This is a genomic window from uncultured Nisaea sp. (assembly GCF_963974195.1).
Lineage (GTDB): Bacteria > Pseudomonadota > Alphaproteobacteria > Thalassobaculales > Thalassobaculaceae > Nisaea.
The window spans coordinates 1-18,567 of record NZ_CAXBDC010000092.1 but is presented as its reverse complement, the minus strand read 5'-3'; the positions used below and the strand labels follow the sequence as shown (position 1 = coordinate 18,567).

Annotated in this window: 17 protein-coding genes; 7 read left to right on the top strand and 10 right to left on the bottom strand. The window is 60.8% G+C overall.

The features are described from left to right. On the bottom strand, positions 1–3,119 hold a 3,119-nt coding region (gene gltB / locus AAC126_RS17370), incomplete at its 3' end, for a glutamate synthase large subunit (RefSeq protein WP_339855646.1). A 17-nt stretch (positions 3,120–3,136) separates the two neighbouring features. Further along, positions 3,137–4,579, bottom strand: a complete 1,443-nt coding sequence (locus AAC126_RS17365; RefSeq protein ID WP_339855644.1) for an NAD(P)-dependent oxidoreductase — start codon at positions 4,577–4,579, stop codon at positions 3,137–3,139. A 351-nt stretch (positions 4,580–4,930) separates the two neighbouring features. Between AAC126_RS17365 and AAC126_RS17360 the strand changes: the two genes are divergently transcribed. The 4 genes from AAC126_RS17360 (at position 4,931) to AAC126_RS17345 (ending at position 8,678) form a co-directional block, all read left to right on the top strand. After that, on the top strand, positions 4,931–5,731 hold the full coding sequence (locus tag AAC126_RS17360; RefSeq protein ID WP_339855642.1) for an undecaprenyl-diphosphate phosphatase: 801 nt from the start codon (positions 4,931–4,933) through the stop codon (positions 5,729–5,731). 92 nt (positions 5,732–5,823) lie between these two features. Then, complete coding sequence (locus AAC126_RS17355) at positions 5,824–6,675, top strand: fumarylacetoacetate hydrolase family protein (protein WP_339855640.1); 852 nt, start codon at positions 5,824–5,826, stop codon at positions 6,673–6,675. Between the two features lie 4 nt (positions 6,676–6,679). Further along, entirely contained in the window at positions 6,680–7,576 is an 897-nt protein-coding gene (locus tag AAC126_RS17350) for an MBL fold metallo-hydrolase (RefSeq protein WP_339855637.1), read from the top strand. A gap of 427 nt (positions 7,577–8,003) precedes the next feature. Continuing rightward, positions 8,004–8,678 carry an FkbM family methyltransferase gene (locus AAC126_RS17345; protein ID WP_339855634.1) on the top strand — a complete coding sequence of 225 codons (675 nt, stop codon included), beginning with the start codon at positions 8,004–8,006 and terminating at the stop codon, positions 8,676–8,678. A gap of 14 nt (positions 8,679–8,692) precedes the next feature. On the opposite strand, the gene AAC126_RS17340 is transcribed toward AAC126_RS17345, so the two are convergent. The 4 genes from AAC126_RS17340 to AAC126_RS17325 form a co-directional block, all read right to left on the bottom strand. After that, positions 8,693–9,391, bottom strand: a complete 699-nt coding sequence (locus AAC126_RS17340) for a hypothetical protein (RefSeq protein WP_339855631.1) — start codon at positions 9,389–9,391, stop codon at positions 8,693–8,695. A gap of 388 nt (positions 9,392–9,779) precedes the next feature. Further along, positions 9,780–10,223, bottom strand: a complete 444-nt coding sequence (locus AAC126_RS17335) for an MmcB family DNA repair protein (protein WP_339855628.1) — start codon at positions 10,221–10,223, stop codon at positions 9,780–9,782. Positions 10,224–10,233: 10 nt separating this feature from the next. Then, positions 10,234–11,661 carry a pentapeptide repeat-containing protein gene (locus tag AAC126_RS17330; RefSeq protein ID WP_339855626.1) on the bottom strand — a complete coding sequence of 476 codons (1,428 nt, stop codon included), beginning with the start codon at positions 11,659–11,661 and terminating at the stop codon, positions 10,234–10,236. 110 nt (positions 11,662–11,771) lie between these two features. Continuing rightward, positions 11,772–12,719, bottom strand: coding sequence for a hypothetical protein (locus AAC126_RS17325; protein ID WP_339855623.1), 948 nt, complete (start codon positions 12,717–12,719; stop codon positions 11,772–11,774). A gap of 368 nt (positions 12,720–13,087) precedes the next feature. Between AAC126_RS17325 and AAC126_RS17320 the strand changes: the two genes are divergently transcribed. The 3 genes from AAC126_RS17320 to AAC126_RS17310 all read left to right on the top strand — a co-directional run bounded on the left by AAC126_RS17320 (position 13,088) and on the right by AAC126_RS17310 (position 14,745). Then, positions 13,088–13,810, top strand: a complete 723-nt coding sequence (locus AAC126_RS17320; RefSeq protein WP_339855620.1) for a protein phosphatase CheZ — start codon at positions 13,088–13,090, stop codon at positions 13,808–13,810. A gap of 179 nt (positions 13,811–13,989) precedes the next feature. Next, positions 13,990–14,454, top strand: a complete 465-nt coding sequence (locus AAC126_RS17315; protein WP_339855618.1) for an Hsp20 family protein — start codon at positions 13,990–13,992, stop codon at positions 14,452–14,454. Positions 14,455–14,517: 63 nt separating this feature from the next. After that, complete coding sequence (locus AAC126_RS17310; protein WP_339855616.1) at positions 14,518–14,745, top strand: hypothetical protein; 228 nt, start codon at positions 14,518–14,520, stop codon at positions 14,743–14,745. 69 nt (positions 14,746–14,814) lie between these two features. Here AAC126_RS17310 and ptsN read toward each other — a convergent pair whose 3' ends face one another. The 4 genes from ptsN to lptB form a co-directional block, all read right to left on the bottom strand. Then, the gene (ptsN, locus tag AAC126_RS17305) at positions 14,815–15,279 is read right to left on the bottom strand and encodes a PTS IIA-like nitrogen regulatory protein PtsN (protein WP_339855614.1); all 465 of its coding nucleotides are present in this window, start codon (positions 15,277–15,279) and stop codon (positions 14,815–14,817) included. A 99-nt stretch (positions 15,280–15,378) separates the two neighbouring features. Further along, a complete protein-coding gene (gene raiA / locus AAC126_RS17300; RefSeq protein WP_339855612.1) occupies positions 15,379–15,957 on the bottom strand; it encodes a ribosome-associated translation inhibitor RaiA in 579 nt (192 codons plus the stop codon). Between the two features lie 171 nt (positions 15,958–16,128). After that, positions 16,129–17,709 carry an RNA polymerase factor sigma-54 gene (gene rpoN, locus AAC126_RS17295; RefSeq protein ID WP_339855611.1) on the bottom strand — a complete coding sequence of 527 codons (1,581 nt, stop codon included), beginning with the start codon at positions 17,707–17,709 and terminating at the stop codon, positions 16,129–16,131. Positions 17,710–17,720: 11 nt separating this feature from the next. Then, positions 17,721–18,515: an LPS export ABC transporter ATP-binding protein gene (gene lptB / locus AAC126_RS17290; RefSeq protein WP_339855648.1), complete on the bottom strand. Its 795-nt coding sequence runs from the start codon at positions 18,513–18,515 to the stop codon at positions 17,721–17,723. Between the last annotated feature and the right edge of the window lie 52 nt (positions 18,516–18,567).

Genomic DNA, 18,567 nt, shown 5'->3' with positions numbered 1-18,567 from the left:
GCCACCAGCTTCACGCAGACGCGCGCATCCGGGTTGATCTGCTTCAGGTCGTAGATCAGCTGCGCCAGATCCTCGATCGAGTAGATATCGTGGTGCGGCGGCGGCGAGATCAGGGTCACGCCCTCGGTCGAGTGCCGCAGCTTGGCGATCATCGAGTTGACCTTGATGCCCGGAAGCTGCCCGCCCTCGCCCGGCTTGGCGCCCTGGGCGACCTTGATTTCAAGCTCACGGCAATTGTTCAGATACTCCGCCGTGACGCCGAAGCGGCCGGAGGCGACCTGCTTGATGGCCGAGCTCGGATTGTCGCCGTTCGGGCGCGGCTTGAAGCGTGCCGGGTCCTCACCGCCCTCACCGGAATCCGACTTGGCGCCGATCCGGTTCATGGCGATGGAGAGGGTCTCATGCGCCTCCGGGCTGAGCGCACCAAGGGAAATGCCCGGCGCCACCAGCCGCTTGCGGATCTCGGTGATGGAAGACACATCTTCCAGCGCCACTTCCTCGCCCGTCGGCTTGAAGCCGAGCAGGTCGCGCAGATTGACCGGCTTCTGCGAATAGATCTCGTTCGCGTACTTCTTGTAGAGGTGATAGCTGTCCGTCGCGACCGCATGCTGCAGGGCATGCATCATCGGTCCGTCGAAGGCATGCCTCTCGCCCTGACGGCGGAAGCGGTAGAGTCCGCCCACCGGCAGTGTCACCACGGTCTCGTCGAACGCCTTGCGATGCTGTTCCAGCGCCTTCTTCTGGATGCCGGGCAGACCGAGGCCGGAAATCCGCGAGGACATGCCCGGGAAGAACCGGGCGACCAGCGAACGGGACAGGCCGACCGACTCAAAGTTATAGCCGCCGCGATAGGAGGACAGCACGGAGATGCCCATCTTCGACATCACCTTCAGGATGCCGTCCTGGATCGCCTTGCGATAAGCGCCGACACAGGCGTCGAGCGACTTGTCGCCGAACAGGCCGCGCGCATGCCGGTCGGCAATCGCTTCCTGGGCCAGATAGGCGTTCACCGTGGTGGCGCCGACACCGATCAGCACGCAGAAATAGTGCGTGTCGAGGCATTCGCCGGTCTGCACGTTGATCGAGGTGAAGGTCCGGAGCTGCTGGCGCACCAGATAGGAATGCACCGCGCCGGTGGCCAGGATCATCGGGATCGCCGCCCGGGTGGAGCAGATCGCCTTGTCCGACAGCACAACATGGGTGCAACCGCCGCGCACCGCGTCTTCCGCCTCGCGCTGAATACGGTCGATGGCTTCGGCCAGCGCGGTCTCGCCGCCGGAGACGTCGAAGGTGCAGTCGATCTCCTCCGCCGTGTCGCCCATATAGTCCCGCATCGCCTGGAACTCGGCGTTCGACAGAACCGGGGATTCCAGCAGCAGGTGCTCGCACTGCTCCTCGGTCTCGTCCAGGATATTTCCAAGGTTGCCGAGGCGCGTGCGCAGGCTCATCACCCGGCGCTCACGCAATGAATCGATCGGCGGGTTCGTCACCTGGCTGAAATTCTGCCGGAAGAAATGGTGCAGACCGCGATATTTCTCGGACAGCACCGCCAGCGGCGTGTCGTCGCCCATCGAGCCGATGGCTTCCTTGCCGCCATCCGCCATGGGCTGCAGGATCAGCTCCATATCCTCGAGCGACCAGCCGGAAACCACCTGACGGCGGCGCAGATCATCGCGCTCCAGCCCGGCCTTCTCTTCGTGGTGGCTCTTGATCAGATGGTCGATCTTGACGCTCTTCTTGATCCACTTGCCATAGGGGCGGGCGGAGGCCAGATGCTCTTTCAGCTCGGCATCGTGGTAGAGCTTGCCGCTGACCAGATCGACGGCGATCATCTGGCCCGGATCGAGCCGGCCCTTCTCGATGATGTTCTTGTCCTTGATCCGGACCATGCCGGTCTCGGAGCCGGCGATCAGCAGGCCATTGTCGGTGATGCTGTAGCGCATCGGGCGCAGGCCGTTCCGGTCCATGCCGCCGAGCACCCAGTGACCGCCATAGGCCGCAATCGCCGCCGGGCCGTCCCACGGCTCCATCACCGCGTTGCAATAGGCATAGAGATCGCGGAGTTCCTGCGTGAGGTTGCCGCCATCGGCGACCGCTTCCGGGATCATCATGGTCTTGACCATGGGCAGCGCGCGGCCGGCCCGGACCATCAGCTCGAACACCGCGTCCAGCGCGGCACTGTCGGAGCTGCCGTCCTGGATCACCGGCTTGATATCCTCGATCTCCTCGCCGAACGTATCCACCGCCATCCGGGTCTCGTGGCTGCGCATCCAGTTCCAGCAGCCTTTCAGCGTGTTGATTTCGCCGTTATGGGCAAGCACGCGGAACGGCTGGGCGGCACGCCAGGCCGGGAAGGTGTTGGTCGAATAGCGCTGGTGATAGATCGCGAAGTTGGAAACGAACCGCTCGTCCAGCAGATCCGGGAAGAACTCGGAAACCTGCTCGGCCAGGAACATGCCCTTGTAGATGATCGACCGGCAGGACAGCGAACAGATGTAGAAATCCGTGATGTTCTCGGCCAGCGCGGCGCGCTCGATCCGGCGCCGGATCAGGTAGAGATCGCGCTCGAACCGGATCTCGTCGACCCCGGCATTGCCGGAAACCATGATCTGCTCGATTTCCGGGCGGGTGGCGTTCGCCTTCTCGCCGATCACCTCGACATTCACCGGCACCTGGCGCCAGCCATAGATCTTGTAGCCGCGCGAGAGGATCTCTTCCTCGACGATACAGCGGCAACGCTCCTGTGCGGCCAGATCGGTACGCGGCAGGAACACCATGCCAACGGCGATCAGGCTGTCGCCGACCGCCTGCCCGGCACGCTCCACATGCTCGCGGAAGAAATCCTGCGGGATCTGCAGATGGATGCCCGCGCCGTCGCCGGTCTTGCCGTCAGCATCGACCGCGCCCCGGTGCCAGATCGCCTGCAGGGCCTGAATGCCGGCCTCGACCACCTCACGCCGCGGCGTGCCGTCGATGGACGCGACGAAACCGACGCCGCAATTCTCGTGCTCGTCCGCCGGGTTGTAGGCGTGGGCGGCCTGAAGCCTCTCCACATTCGCCTTCCAGTCGGCCACGAAGGCGTCGCCGCCGGTCATCGGGAATTGGTTATCCTGTTTCATGTCGGTCACCCTCGGCTTCAGGAAGCGAGATCGAGCGAGGCGTTGGCCTTTTGCTCGATATAGGCATGCATTTGATCGGCAACGTCCCGGCCGTCCCGGACGGCCCAGACCACCAGGGAGGCACCGCGCACGATGTCCCCCGCGGCGAAGACGCCGTCGAGGCTGGTCATCATGGACGAGAAGTCGATCGAGAGCGTGCCCCAGCGGGACACTTTCAGCTCCTCCTCACCGAACATGGTCGGCATGTCCTCGGGATCGAAACCGAGCGCCAGAATCGCCATGTCTGCCGGGATCGTGAAGCTGCTGTCCTCGACCACTTGCGGGGCCTGACGGCCGGTCGCATCCGGCACGCCAAGATGGATGCGATGGCAGCGCACGCCATCCACGACATCATTGCCGGTGAAGGCCTCGGGGGCCGACAGCCACATGAACTCGACGCCTTCCTCCTCGGCGTTCTGCACTTCGCGCTGGGAGCCCGGCATGTTGGCCTTGTCCCGGCGATAGACGCATTTCACCGATTTGGCGCCCTGGCGGATGGCCGTGCGCACACAATCCATCGCGGTATCGCCGCCGCCGATGACGACGATGTTCTTGCCCTTGGCGTCCAGGCTGCCGTCCTCGAAAGCCGGAACGCTGTCGCCAAGCCCCTTGCGGTTGGAGGCCGTCAGATATTCCAGCGCCGGATGGACGTTGCCGAGGCCGACGCCCGGGCACTTCATGTCACGCGCCTTGTAGACACCGGTGGCGACCAGAACTGCGGCGTGCTTCTCGCGCAGCTCGGCCACGGTGATGTCCTTGCCGACATCGACCCCGGTATGAAAATGAATGCCGCTCTCTTCCAGAACACGGGTACGGCGCTGGACGACATCCTTCTCCAGCTTGAAGTTCGGAATGCCGTAGATCATCAGGCCGCCGATCCGGTCATACCGGTCATAGACATGGACCTGATAGCCGCGCTTGCGGAGCTGTTCCGCCGCCGCCAGCCCGCCGGGACCGCCACCGATGATACCGACGCTTTCCTTGCGCTCACGCACCGGCTTCACCGGCTTCACCCAGCCCTGCTCGAAAGCGGTCTCGGTGATGTATTTCTCGACGGAACCGATAGTGACCGAGTCAAAGCCCTTCTCGATCACGCAATTGCCTTCGCAGAGCCGGTCCTGCGGGCAGATGCGGCCACAGATCTCCGGGAAATTGTTGGTCGCGCTGGCGATCTCGTACGCTTCTTCCAGCCGGCCCTCGGCCGTCAGCATCAGCCAGTCGGGAATGTTGTTCGACAGCGGGCAATGCACCTGACAATAGGGCACGCCGCACTGGGAACACCGGCCAGCCTGCTCGGCCGCATGATCTTCCACGAACTCATCGTAGATCTCGCCAAAGTCCTGCCGGCGCGCATCGGCTTCGCGCTTGGACGGCATCCGCTTGGCGGTGTGAACGAATTTCAGCATACGGTCGGTGGTCATTCCACTCTCTCCCATGGCCCTTCGGGCCTTATTCCTCTTCAGGCTTGCCGCCGCCCGAATTGTCATTCTGACGGCACTATACCTCATCGGGGAGCGCCTATCTACGGAAAGGAAACAAAAAGGTCAATAGTTAGGACTAATTTTCTTGAGAGACGCACACACACCGGCGGCGCGCAACGGCACACGCAGAATGCAATCAGCATTTAGTCCCGAAACGGGACTTTATCCCATATTCTTTCTGCCGCAACGGGATGGTATATTCAGATACGCTGGATATGCGGGAGATCGGGGGTCCCGCAACGGCGATCCTATTCCCGTCCCTCGACAAAAAAACAAAACCGGAGCCTAACGGTGCCGATACTTCATCTGGCTATCCTTGCCCTTGTTCAGGGCATCACCGAATTTCTGCCGATCTCCTCCAGCGGTCATCTCGTCCTCGTCCCCTATGTCATGCAATGGCAGGATCAGGGACTGATGATGGATATCGCCGTCCATGTCGGCACGCTCGGCGCCGTCATGGTCTATGCCTGGCGCGAGATCGGCATGATGCTGACCGGACTCTGGAAGTTGCTGCGCGGGCGCATCGATCAGGGCACCCGGCTGATGCTGCAGGTTATCGTCGGCTCGATCCCCGTGGTCATCGCGGGCTTCATGATCGCCAAATATGCCGGCGGCATGTTGCGCAGCGTGGAAATCATCGGCTGGACGACGCTCGGCTTCGGCCTGCTGCTCGGCCTGGCGGACCGGGTCGGCATGACGGTCCGGCGGCTTGAGCATATGAGTTACGGCAGCGCGCTGGCGATCGGCATGGCACAGGTCCTCGCCCTGATCCCGGGTACCAGCCGCTCCGGCATCACCATGACCATGGCCCGTTTCCTCGGCTTCGAACGGGCCGACGCCGCGCGCTTCTCCCTGCTGCTCTCGATCCCGGCGATCGCGGGCGCAGGCACGCTGACCGGCATCGATCTGTGGCAGAGCGGCGATGTCAGTCTGACCCGTGACGTCCTGGTGGCCATCGGCCTTTCCTTCGCCTCTGCTCTGGTCGCGATCACGCTGATGATGGCCTGGCTGAAACATGCCGGCTTCATGCCCTTCGTGGTCTACCGGATCCTGCTCGGCGCCCTGCTTCTCTATCTGGTTTATGGCGCCTGACAGACCGCATTGATGACGGATCGGATATCGACCGCGACCCGTCAGATTTCTAGACTTCCACCCAATCCATACAAACGCCCGGGAGGCGACACATGCGGTTCGCGACATTTGAAATTGACGGCAAGGCTGTCTGGGGACTGGCATCGGACAAGGGGCTGCATGCGGTCGACGCCGCCACGCTCGCCCGCTATCCGAGCCTGAAGGCCGCCATCGCGGCGGACGCACTGGCCGAAGTCGCCGCCACTCTGAAAGACAGCGCGCCGTCGGCCACTCTGGCGACGGCTCAATTCCTGCCGGTTATCCCCGATCCCGAGAAGATCCTCTGCGTCGGACTGAATTACGAGGCACATCGCCTTGAGGGCGGATGGCCGGAAGTCGAACATCCGACGATCTTCGGCCGCTTCGCCAACTCGCAGATCGGCCACGGCCAGCCCATGATCAAGCCGAAGGTTTCGGACAAGCTCGATTACGAAGCCGAGCTTGCCGTCATCATCGGCACGCCAGGCCGGCATATCTCCGAGGCGGACGCCATGGATCATGTCGCGGGCTATGCCTGCTACAATGAAGGCAGCGTGCGTGACTGGCAGCGCCATACCGGTCAGTTCACCCCGGGCAAGAACTTCATCGGCACCGGCGCGTTCGGGCCGTACCTGGTAACGAAGGACGAGATCGCCGATCTAGGCCCCCTGGTGATGGAAGCCCGCCTGAACGGCGAGGTGATGCAGCACACGAAACTCGACGATCTGATTTTCTCTGTCCCGCGCCTGATCAATTACATCAGCACCTTCACCGAGCTGGTGCCCGGCGATGTCATCGTCACCGGCACGCCGGGCGGCGTCGGCTCCCGCCGCGATCCGCAGGTCTGGATGAAGCCAGGCGACGAGATCGTCATCGAGATCGACAAGATCGGCCTGCTGTCCAACAAAATCGTCGCGGAAGCCTGATCCCGTGGCGACGGTCATTCCCTTCGACCGGAATTTCGAGCCGCCCTATGGCGTCATCGAGCGGCTCGCTCCCGGCCTCCGGCGGATCGTCGCCCGCAACCCCGGCCCCTTCACCTTCCGGGGAACGGCGACCTTCATCGTCGGCGAAGGGAATGTCGCCGTGATCGATCCGGGGCCGGATCTGCCCGATCATGTTACGGCGCTGCTCGCCGGCCTCGGTGACGAGAGCGTGACGCATATCCTCGTCACCCATACTCATCTGGATCATTCCCCCGCTGCCGCCGCACTGAAAGCCGCGACCGGCGCCCCGACTTACGGCTTCGGCCCGCACGGCCGCGGTCCGGGCGGTATCGAGGCTGGCGGGGACGCGGACTTCATCCCAGACGTCGTTCTGAAGGATGGGGATGTGATTGACGGAGGGGGCTGGCAGCTCCAGGCCCTGCACACGCCGGGACATACCTCGAACCATCTGGCCTTCGCCTGGCCGGAGCGGAAAATCCTGTTTCCAGGCGATCTTGTCATGGGCTGGTCGACCAGCGTGGTCTCACCACCGGACGGGAATATGGGGGATTATCTCGGGAGCCTCGACCGGCTGCTTGACCGGGACGACGAAATCTACTGGCCGACCCATGGCGGGCCAATCCGGAACCCGAGAGCTTTCGTCGAAGCCTTCATCGCCCACCGCCGGGACCGGGAAGAAGAAATCCTGACCTGCCTGAGGAATGGATTAAGCTTCATTTCAGATATGCTTCCGGTAATCTACGCAGACGTGCCGCCAGCCGTACACGGCGCCGCCGCACGCTCCCTGCTCGCCGCCCTGATCCATCTCGTCGAAAGCGGCCGGGTACGCTGTGACGGCACTGTTGGTGAAGAGAACCGCTTCACCTTATCAAAAACTTAACCTTATCCAACCATTCTGATGACCGGCATAATAGCTTTGCTCTGCACTCTTGCGCAGAACATGCAAAACAACATCAACAAGCTGAGGCAAAAACCCAGCGCACTCACTTTCGGTGTACAATTTGAACCGCAGCAAAACCGAAGACATTGATTTAAATCAAAAAATTTTGGCCGCTGTTTATCAAGCCGAGAGCTCAGAGGATTTCGATACCGCGGAAGAGATCCTGTCCAAAGCGATCAAGCAACAGATATCCCCCGAGCATACAGCCCTTTATCTTGGCGAACTCGCCCTTATCAGCCTTGTACGCAAACGATATGACAGGGTGTTGGATATCTGCAGAAACTTGCTAAGCAGCGCTTCTGAAATCGAGGCTCAGCACCCGTCTCTCTACTTGAATCTTCACGCGTGCCAGGAGATCGCGGCCTTTTTGCAGACCGGGAATGATGTCGCTGACGTCCCCTTTCGCGGCCACGCCCTGAAATTTGCGATTTCCGGACACAACAGCGAACTAGAGGTTCAGCATATCCGGCACAAACTTTACGAGCCGGAAGAGATAGAGCTCATTCTGAAACATATGGGTGAGGATGATATCGTCCTCGACCTCGGGGCCAATGTCGGCAACCACGCCATCGCACTGGCCGCTGTCCGCCCCCGCGCGACGATCCATGTCTTCGAGCCGATCAAGAAAACCTGCGAGCTCCTGCGCCGGAACATTGCCCTCAACGCGCTCACGAATATCGATGCATCGAACCTCGATATCGCCGTCGATGCTGAAGATGGCGTGCTCAACATGGTGCAGCGGATCAATCTTGCGAGCAGCCGTGAAGCCAAGGAGGGCATCGGCCCGGCGATTCCGAAACGCGCCTTGCGGGCGCTTTGGCCGGAACGGGTCGATTTCATCAAGATGGATGTCGAGGGAGCCGAGCTGCGCATCATCAAATCGGTCCTCGATCTGATCAAGAGGGACGGCACCAAGATTATCCTCGAATGCTACAAGAGCACCGCGAAGCAGGATTTTGCCGATCTGGAGGCTCTCGGGCTGGAGCAGATCGACTGCATCGAACGCTCCGCTGTCTTCAACGTCCTGGTTCAGCCCAAATAATTCCCGCAGGTAGCTCAGCTGTAGCGGATATACGGCGAATCAGTCCGATAGCTGAAGAACGGGTATTTTTCCCGCGGCGCCAAATTTTCCCCATGCCTGCGCTGAACTTCCAGCAGCATGAATTCCGTCACATCCACCAGGGGAAGTTTCAGGGCTTCCGACAGGGGGAAGAAATCGAGATCGCTCAGCTCGCCGCTGCCGCCCAGCTCGCCCGACATTTCCTCGGCCCAGGCAAAGAAAAACCGGGCATTGAAACGCGCCTTGCGCTTCGAGGGCGTGATCGCGTGGCCGACATAGCCGAGCTTGCCCAGATCCGGCGCAATGCCCCGGGCGGCAAAATCCATCCATGTCTCGTGTTTGGTTGATCCGACATCGGCCGGCCCGGCAAGCAACAGGCCGGTTTCCTCGAATGTTTCCCGAACCGCAGCCACGGAAAATCCCCGGGCGCGCCGCTGGTCCTTGGAAATACGGGTGAGAACATCGGGTGCGAGGTCGCTGGCAACACCGACGGAACGATCCGCCGCATCCACCTTACCGCCCGGAAAAACGAAAACACCGCCGAAGACGGCTTTCCGGGCACGCCGCCCCATCAGAACCTCAAGCCCCTCGCCCTGACGCCGAAGCACGATCAGGGTTCCTGAATCCTTTGGGCGTACAGGCTTTTGTCCAGGCTCGACGAGGCTGGGGAGGGATTTCGGCGGAGCGCGTCTCATGGGAACTCATTGACCAAGCGTAATTGATGCCGCCCAGTCTAGGCCGGTTAAAGCAGACCTCCAACCTTGATCGCACTCCGTTCCGAAAGAACAGGCTTAGATGTTATTCATCGCGCCATAATAAGCGACGTAACCCAGCAGGGCGAGAATGCCTGCGCAGGTCAGGATGGTCTGGGTAATGCTGATCCGGGTCATGTCCGTATCCCTTTCGCAGGTGGACGAATGTTCATCCCGAATATAATCCGCACACTGCCTTGCAACATCCGCATATACCGCATCGCACAATTGCACGCAGAGCATAGGTAGACACAGATACGGCGTATTATTGCCGTATATTAACGAATAAGGACGCTGGCTGTATCGCCTGGCCCGGTCTCCCCGAGACTGGTCAACTCTCCCGGGGAGGGTCCAGCAGCCCCGAAAGGCGTCGCGCGGCCGCTCTTGCCAGTGTCAGCGTAAGGGATTTCCGGCGCGCGGGGTTGAGCTTCGCCGGCTCCGGCTCCCGAACGATCACCGCCTCATACTGATCCGCCAGAATAAGGCCGCAACGCGGATCGTCCGGCAGAATATCGCGCGGGAAATCCGGCGAAACGGCGAAGTAGAACCGGTCGCAGAAATCCAGATATTCGTGCCATTTCCCGTCCGCGCGATAGTCCGCGAGGTCTGACTTCACCTCTACAATTGCGATGCCTCCGGATGCATCGACGGCCATAACGTCAACCCGGCGCCCGGAACGCAACGGCATCTCGGTCACATGGCACCAGTCGAGACTGGTGAGGAGACGGGTGACCCCGCGGGTGATGTGAAAGGTTATCTCCGGCCGGGCCGCCATGTCTGGCGCCTCAATCGAGGCTGAGATTGGTCGCCCCGCGTGTATCCGCACCGGAGAGGTCCGCGCCACGCAGGTCCGCGCCATCGAAATCCGCATCGCACAGCACCGCGCCCCGCAGATTACAGTCACGCAGATCAGCGCCGGTGAACACCGCGCCACTCATCTCCGCCTGATGGAAGTCACCGCCCCGCAGCACGGCATTGTCGAACCGGGCGCGGTCGAAATGCGCGGGCCAGCGTTGCGTCTTCGCCCCGACAATCTGCACCGGGCTGGCCTGCACCCCGACAAGCCGCGCCTCCATGAGATTTGCCCTGCGCATGGTGACCCCGCGCAAATCCCCGCTGGAGAGGTCCGCCCCCCGCATATCCGCCAGTGCCACGTCCGCCATCAACAGGTTAACGCCGCTGAGATCGCACCCGGTCAGGACGCTGCACTCCATGTTTGCCGCCGCCAGATTGAGTCGGCTGAGGCTTTGCCGGCTCATGTCCCGGCGCGCCAGATTTGCCCGCTCGCCCTGCTTGCCGTTGCTTTTGATCCAGATGTCATGGCGCACCATGATGTTCGCCATTTCCGGGCCGAGGGCATCCAGCAGCTTCGGCATCCGCGCCAGACGAAACTGCGGATCACCCGGGTTCATGTTCGAGAACACCGCCCCCGCAAGGTCCGCGTCCGTCAGGTCCGTGCCGCTGAAAATCGCGTTGTAGAGGATGGCTCCATTAAGGATCGCACCGGTCAGGACAGCCTCCGTCAGGTCGGCGCCTTCAAGGTCCGCCCCTGTCAGATTGGAATGGCTGAGATCGGCGCGGACGAAGCGCGTGTTCCGCAGCTTCGCGTCGGTCAGATCGGTCTGCACGATGAAGGCGTTCGACAGCCGGGCCCCGCTCATATCCGCGCGGGTCGCGTTGGCGACAGCCAGATCGGCATCGACAGTATTGTAGCTCACCGCGACCAGGTTGCCCTTCTTGTCCGGCTTCAGCAGGACGCCGTCCCGCAGGTCCGCTTCCATCAGCAGGACGTCGCAGAGATCGGCCCCGCGCAGGCAGGCACCACGGAGATCCGCACGGGAAAGATCCGTGCCTTTCAGGATGGTCTCGCGCATGTCACAGGCGAAAAGATTCGCCGTCTGAAGGTTTGCGCCCTCGACATTCGCATTCCGCAGGGAGGAGCCGGAAAACTCGGCCCCGCGCAGATCCTTCCCGGCGAGATCCATGTATTTCAGATCATATCCCGGCAGGTTGGCCCGCGCGCCACCGGTCTGTCCCCGCAGGAACATGCCGTGACGCACGATGATATCCTCGAGCTCCGGAGCCGAAATTTTTCTCAGGGGAAGGTCGTCGGTCGCGGATGCGCCGAGGTCCAAGCGTTTTTCCGACGCCGCCCAGGCGACTTCGGTCGGGATACCCGTCACTGTGTCGTTGTCAGGGTCTTTTCCTGGCAAGAAGCGCGCCTACTCTCCGACTCTTTGCTCCGGCCCAAAGCCTGGATGCGGTTTCTTCAGTAAATTGTGTTTTGAGCAGGAATTGCAAAACATTCGTCACGAATGCAGCGTTACATCCAATCTTGAGCCTGTGGAAAATTATACGCCACGAACCGGTAAGTTGACTGGACCGCCTCGCGAATTCCCTTTGACCGGGTCGAGAGATCAATGTTCCAGGTCTCGATGACCTCGTCCCAGATCATGATTTTCTTGTGCAGCTCATCGCGCATCTCGCGAATGAAATTGATCTGCTTGTCGTAGCTCCTCAGAACCGTGAGGATTTCACCGGTCTGGGCATCTACCTGATCGAAGATGAAGCTGAAATCGCGGATCGGCGGCTCCATCAGCGTCCGCACGCGCTGCACCTCACTGATGAACTGCCTGTCACCGCGATGCAGGGCAATCACCTGAACCAGCTTGGTCTGTATTGCGCTGGCATAGGTAAACCGGTCACGCAGGGCTTCGATATAGGCGAGCTCGCGGGCAACGCGGTCCACCAGATCGAGCACTTCCTGCTTGCGCTCCTTGCCCATGCCGAGTTTCTCGGCAATGTCTGCGACACCGCTCTGGATACGTTCCTTGGTCTCCGGTTTCGCCAGTTCGGCCTGAATGTCCGATTCGGCCATGGAGATATTATCTCCGGTCACCCATCTGGCGATCTGCGCCATCAGGCGATTCTTGGCCCGCTCAAGGTGCTTTTCCTCGATCGACCAGCTGGCGGAACCGTCCAGCAACTCCCGCGGGATGGTGTCGCCGGGCCGGATATCCTTGACGTAGTTCAGGCCCTTGCGAACCGTGTCGAGCAGCTTCCCGTCCTGGGAATCCTCGTCGATGCCGAATTCCGTACACAGGGATTCGAGCGGGACCGACGCTTCAAGGTCCCCGACTTTCACACGCAGAGCCGCAATCCGGTCCTGGCCCGACAACATGAAATGCGCGCCATTGACCTTGAATATTCTATGCTCGAAAGCGAAGTGCGTGGATGGATCCAGCGCGCCCTCTTCTTCAGCAGCCGTCATTTTTACTCCAGATCACAGGGTCCAGATCGCAAGACCAGACCACAGGGCCAAAAGCCGGTAGCCTGCCCATGATGCTGTCATACGCCAGAAGACTGAATGAATTGCTAACATCATTAACGTTCCAATCCAACGTATGCCTTCAAAGAAGGATTGGTAGAGAAAATTGATTAACGGAAAATTAGGAACGCTCAGGTTATGGTGTAAAGTGGTTGAGGTCGCGTCACTAAGCAAAATACGAGCGCGTCCGGGGGTTTAACAAGTGCTGAGGTCGCGCCGTGGGTGATGCTAAGGGAAAAGTCTTCTCGGTGGAGCGCCGCGCTCAAGAACGCGGGCATCCGATCCAATCGCCGACGGCTGTAAAGGACGTTATGGCATCTTTCTCCTCCAACGCATTCGAAGAAGCACTTCTCGCCGAAATTTCGAGCTTGAGAACAGAGCTCTCCGAGATCCGCAAGGCCGTTGGACTTGGCATACCGGCCGCAGCGCAGCCGGCAGCACAGCCAGCCGAAGAAACCGACCCGTCTGATCCGGCCCTTGGCTCAACCGACATCGACCATGAACTGCGCGTCGAAATCGCGCAGATGGTCCGCTCCATCGGCCGGGCAAAAACCCAGATCGCGGCAATCAAGCACCCGATGTCCGCGGAAGACCAGATGCAGACCGCCTCTCTGCAGCTGGACACGATCGTGCAAACCACGGAAACCGCGACCAACGAAATCATGGAATCAGTCGATGCCATCGAAGGCACCCTGAAACAGATCCATGGCTTCACTCTCGATGATCCGGAAGTTCAGCAACTGATCGATCAGGCATCCAATCAGCTGATCTCGATCATCGAAGCTTGCAGCTTCCAGGACCTGACGGGCCAGCGAATCAATCAGGTGGTGAAGACACTGCGCTTCATCGAAAGCCGGATCCTGGCCATGATCGACATCTGGGGCGGTCTTGAAGCTTTCAAGGATCTGCCGATCCCCGAAGACGGGAGCACGGGCGGAGATGGAGCCGCAGACGAAGAGGAAGGCCTTCTTAACGGCCCGGCACTGGGTAGCCAGGGCCTCAGCCAGGATGATATCGACGCCCTGTTCGACTAGGTGACATCGGAAAAACTGTCGGCAGCTCGTCCCGGCAGGGCCTTAAGCAAGCCGGGATCTTGATCCGGGCCCGCCGATCACCTACATGAGGTAAGCGCGTGATCAATGAGGATGCGCGCTCTGAGTGCCGCGATGCGGGCTCGAAGATCGTCTCGCTCATGCGATGAGGGGTTGGTCCCATGTCACGGATGTCTGTTTTCAATTCCCCGCTCCTGCTTGGTTTCGACCATTTCGAGCGGACGCTAGACCGAATATCCAAATCCACGGCCGACGGCTATCCGCCCTACAATATCGAGCAAACCTCGAGCGACGGCCTGCGTATCACGCTTGCAGTCGCCGGTTTCGGCTCCGAGGAGCTGAGTGTGCAGATAGAAGATAGCCAGTTGGTCATCCGCGGCCGTCAGATCGAGGAAGACGACAGGATTTACCTGCATCGCGGCATTGCCGCACGGCAGTTCCTGCGTACTTTTGTTCTGGCGGAGGGTATAGAGGTGGTATCCGCGGATCTCGACAATGGTCTCCTTCATATCGACCTCCGCCGCCCGATGCCGGAAGTGAAGGTACAGACCATCGAGATCAATGCCGGAAAGAAACCGGCATCGCGGGTCTCGGCAAAGAAGCTTGATGTCGAGCGGGCCGACTGAGACCGTTAACCAGACGGCTCCATTAAGGCCTCAACAGGCAGTGTCCGGAATGCGGAGAGAGTAATGGGAATCGAAATGCCCCGACCGAACAGTGTACGCCACCTGAACTCACGGGACTTCGCCGCCCTCGGGCTGTTCGATGTCGCGTTCGTCAAGCCGGTGACAAGCGACGGCGAAGAGAGCTTCGAGATTCATACGGCGGACGGAAAGCTGGTCGCGGATGCGCCAAGCTGGGAGGCCGCCGTTTTCCTGATCGCCGAAAACGAGATGCAGGCGGCACGCGTCCACTAGGGCGTGTCCGCTACCGGGCAACCGCCAAAGATAATCCTAAATTAAAAGAAGACAGGCAGCAGCGCTCTTTCAGGCCGCGTTGCTGGCCTTTGCCTCGGTCAGAAGCGCATAGATCGCGTCCACACTGTCCGCACCGCGGATCTTCTCGCAGACAGCCTTGTCCCGCAGCAGACGGGAGACACGGGCCAGCGCCTTCAGGTGATCCGCGCCCGCGGATTCAGGTGCCAGCAGCAGAAATATGATATCCACCGGATTATCGTCGATCGCATCGAACTCGACGGCACGATCCGCACGCGCAAAGACCGCATAGAGCCGGTCCAGCGACGGCAGCTTGCCGTGCGGTATGGCGATGCCATTACCCATCCCGGTCGTGCCCAGGCGCTCGCGCTCAAGAAGCACGTCGAAGATTTCTCTTTGCTCAAGTCCAGTCACGTCAGCTGCACGGCGGGAAAGCTCCTGCAGTGCCTGCTTCTTGGATGTGACCTTCAAATGAGGGAGAACTCCCTCGGGAATAAGGATGTCCGCGATTTCCATCGTGTCTACCCTGCTCTCGTTTCTATATCTGGCGCCACGCAGGCTCACTCTGTCAAGCGAGCAGCCTGCGCGAACGCGCCGATCAGGATGGAGTCCGGCTCAAGCCTGAGCCAGCCCCTTCGGATCAATCCAACCGATGTTCCCGTCACTCCGACGGTAGATCACATTCATCTCGCCATGCGCCCGGTTCCGGAACATCACGACCTGAAGCTCCCCAAGCTCAAGGCGCATCACCGCCTCCTCGACCGAGAGATCCTCGATCGAAGTGGTCATCTCCGCGACGACCACCGGCTGCCATTCGTCCTCTACCGGCGGTTCGGAAGCCGGAAGCTCGCCAGCGAGGACGTATTGTTGCGCTGCAACTTTCGCGCCACCGTTTCCGCGATGATGGTCCCGGACCCGTCGCTTGAAGCGGCGCAGGCGCTTGTCGATATGCTCGCCCGCCTGATCCACGGAAGCGTAGGCGTCAGCCGCGATACCCTGACCGCGCACAAACATCTCGCGTCCCACATGGACGGCGATGTCGGTACGGAAATTGTTCCCCTCCTTGGAAACGGTCACGCTTCCGTCGAGGGGATCGCCAAAGTATTTTTCAGAGATCGCAGTCACCAAACGCTCGATATGCTCGTTGAGCGCCTCGCTGACCTGGACCTGCTTGCCGTTAATCGATAATTGCATGCTTCTTTCGCGGTCGATGAAATCTGACCTGTCACTGTCCGGCCCTGGGGCAATAGCACCCTTAAAAATCGGCCCGAACGCCGTCCCTCGGCGAAGGCGCGGAACTTATTAGCGCCCAAGAAGAGAGTCAAGCATTGCGCTTACCAGATTCCTAAGCGCCGGACAATTAGATCAAATTCGCATCGATTTTTCGCGTCTCCTCTGAACCGACGAGGGAATTTTCATCGCTTCGCGGTATTTGGCAATAGTTCGCCGTGCGATATCGACGCCGTCGCCCTTTAGTATCTCCACGATGCGATCATCTGATAGCACTTTTGTCGGTGGTTCCTCGTCGATCAATTTTTTGATTTTGAACCGGACCGCTTCCGCGGAAAGAGCGTCGCCACCTGCCGATGATGCGATGGCACTAGTGAAGAAGTATTTAAGCTCATAAATACCACGCGGTGTCGCCATGAACTTATTCGATGTGACCCGGCTGACCGTACTTTCGTGCATTTCGATCGCCGTCGCGATATCCCGCAGCACAAGCGGGCGCAGATACTGGATGCCATTCTGGAAGAAAGCATCCTGCTGGCGGACGATCTCTCCGGCCACTTTCAGGATTGTCGTCGCCCGCTGATGCAGCGAGCGCACCAGCCAGTTCGCCGACTGATGGCATTCGCTCAGATATTCCCGGTCGGATTTCTGTTTCGGCGCCTTGCTGATCTGCGAGAGATACGCATTGTTCACCAGCACGCGCGGCAGGGTGTCCGGATTAAGCTCGACGATCCAGGTACCGTCCGGCGCCGGGCGGACCAGCACATCCGGCGTGACCGCCTCGCTGGTATCCCGCTCGAAGGCCAGACCCGGTTTCGGATTGAGGGAGCGGATCTCCTCGACCATCTCCGTCATGTCCTCGACATCCACGCCACAGACCTTGAGCAGGCCCTGCATGTCGCGCTTGGCCAGCATGGGCAGATTGTCGAGCAAGGCCTGGATCGCCGGGTCGAGCCGGTTCCGGTCCTTCAGCTGCAGGGCGAGGCATTCCGAAAGATTGCGGGCAAAGATACCCGGCGGGTCCAGCCTCTGAAGCTTCCCGAGGACGGCCTCGACCGTCTCCACCGGACAGACAAGGCGCTCGGCCACGTCCTCGAGTTCACCCGTGTAATATCCGGCATCGTCCAGCGAATCGAGCAGGTCGGCCGCGATGATGCGTTCATCCGGCTGCACGATATCGAGGGATATCTGTTCAAGCAGATGCTCGCGCAGGGTCTTGTCCTGGCCGACGGACTCCTCCAGCCCCGGCAGATCCTCTCCGCCGCGTCCACCGCCGCTCCCCGCACTCTCCCAGCTGCCAAGCGTCGGGGACAGGGACGGGTCCGCTTCCTCGATACTGGCACTGCTCCAGTTGTTGTCGTAATCCGAGTCGCCCGGATCGTCATTTCCCGCCGGCAGGGACTGCGCGCTGGCCTGGTCCATCGTATCGGGGCCGTCCGGCGCCTCGTCCCAGCCGCTTTCGGCCGCATCGCCCGACGAGCCCTCGCTCTCGACCACCTTGTCATAGGCCGCGAGATTGTCCGCTTCGAGCGCCTCAAGAGTCGCCGGCCCGTCGTCTTCCCCCCGCTCAAGCAAGGGGTTCTGCTCGATTTCCGCTTCGACGAATTCGTTCAGTTCAAGATTGTTGAACTGCAGCAGCTTGATCGCCTGCTGCAGCTGCGGCGTCATGACCAGGTTCTGGGACTGCCTGAGGTCCAGTCTGGCTGAGAGCGCCAAAGCCGGTCTCCCTAGAGCCTGAAGCGCTCGCCGAGATACACCCGGCGGACGTCGGAATTGGCAACAATCTCATCCGGCACACCGTCCATCAGGACCTTTCCATCATGCAGGATGAAGGCCCGGTCGACAATATCCAGGGTCTCGCGCACATTGTGATCGGTGATCAGCACGCCGATGCCGCGATCCTTGAGATGGGAAATCAGATCGCGGATTTCGCTGACGGCGATCGGATCGATACCCGCCAGCGGCTCGTCCAGCAGGATGAAATTAGGATGCGAGGCAAGGGCGCGGGCGATTTCCACCCGGCGGCGCTCGCCGCCCGACAGCGCGATGGACGGAGTCCGGCGGAGATGGCTGATCGAGAATTCCGCCAGCAGATCTTCCAGCAGCGAATCCCGTTTTCCCGGATTGTCCTCGACGACCTCAAGCACCGCGCGAATGTTCTGCTCGACCGTCAGCCCCCGGAAGATCGAGGCTTCCTGCGGCAGATAGCCGATACCAAGCCGGGCGCGCCGGTACATCGGCAGGTCCGAGATATCGGCGCCGTCGAGATGGATGGAGCCGTAATCCGCCGAGATCAATCCGGTGATGACATAGAAACAGGTGGTCTTGCCGGCGCCGTTCGGCCCCAGCAGCCCGACCGCCTCGCCGCGCTGCACGGAAAGGCTGACATCGCGCAGCACCGGGCGCGACTTGTAGCGCTTGCCGAGATTTCGCACGACAAGACCGCGGTTACTGCTGACAAGGCGCGGGCCTTCGCCAGTTCCCACGGAACTGTCCGCCGCACCGATATTGCTATCGTTCATCCCTAGCCTATGCCCCGCTTTCCGGTGTGCCGTTTGCCGTGCCGGGTCATTT

Coding starts and splice junctions, on each gene's coding strand:
- ptsN (WP_339855614.1), bottom strand. CDS start 15,279: ATGGAAATCGCGGACATCCTTATTCCCGAGGGAGTTCTCCCTCATTTG.
- AAC126_RS17340 (WP_339855631.1), bottom strand. CDS start 9,391: ATGAGACGCGCTCCGCCGAAATCCCTCCCCAGCCTCGTCGAGCCTGGA.
- AAC126_RS17320 (WP_339855620.1), top strand. CDS start 13,088: ATGGCATCTTTCTCCTCCAACGCATTCGAAGAAGCACTTCTCGCCGAA.
- AAC126_RS17335 (WP_339855628.1), bottom strand. CDS start 10,223: ATGGCGGCCCGGCCGGAGATAACCTTTCACATCACCCGCGGGGTCACC.
- AAC126_RS17315 (WP_339855618.1), top strand. CDS start 13,990: ATGTCACGGATGTCTGTTTTCAATTCCCCGCTCCTGCTTGGTTTCGAC.
- AAC126_RS17355 (WP_339855640.1), top strand. CDS start 5,824: ATGCGGTTCGCGACATTTGAAATTGACGGCAAGGCTGTCTGGGGACTG.
- AAC126_RS17365 (WP_339855644.1), bottom strand. CDS start 4,579: ATGACCACCGACCGTATGCTGAAATTCGTTCACACCGCCAAGCGGATG.
- AAC126_RS17310 (WP_339855616.1), top strand. CDS start 14,518: ATGGGAATCGAAATGCCCCGACCGAACAGTGTACGCCACCTGAACTCA.
- AAC126_RS17325 (WP_339855623.1), bottom strand. CDS start 12,719: ATGACGGCTGCTGAAGAAGAGGGCGCGCTGGATCCATCCACGCACTTC.
- raiA (WP_339855612.1), bottom strand. CDS start 15,957: ATGCAATTATCGATTAACGGCAAGCAGGTCCAGGTCAGCGAGGCGCTC.
- lptB (WP_339855648.1), bottom strand. CDS start 18,515: ATGAACGATAGCAATATCGGTGCGGCGGACAGTTCCGTGGGAACTGGC.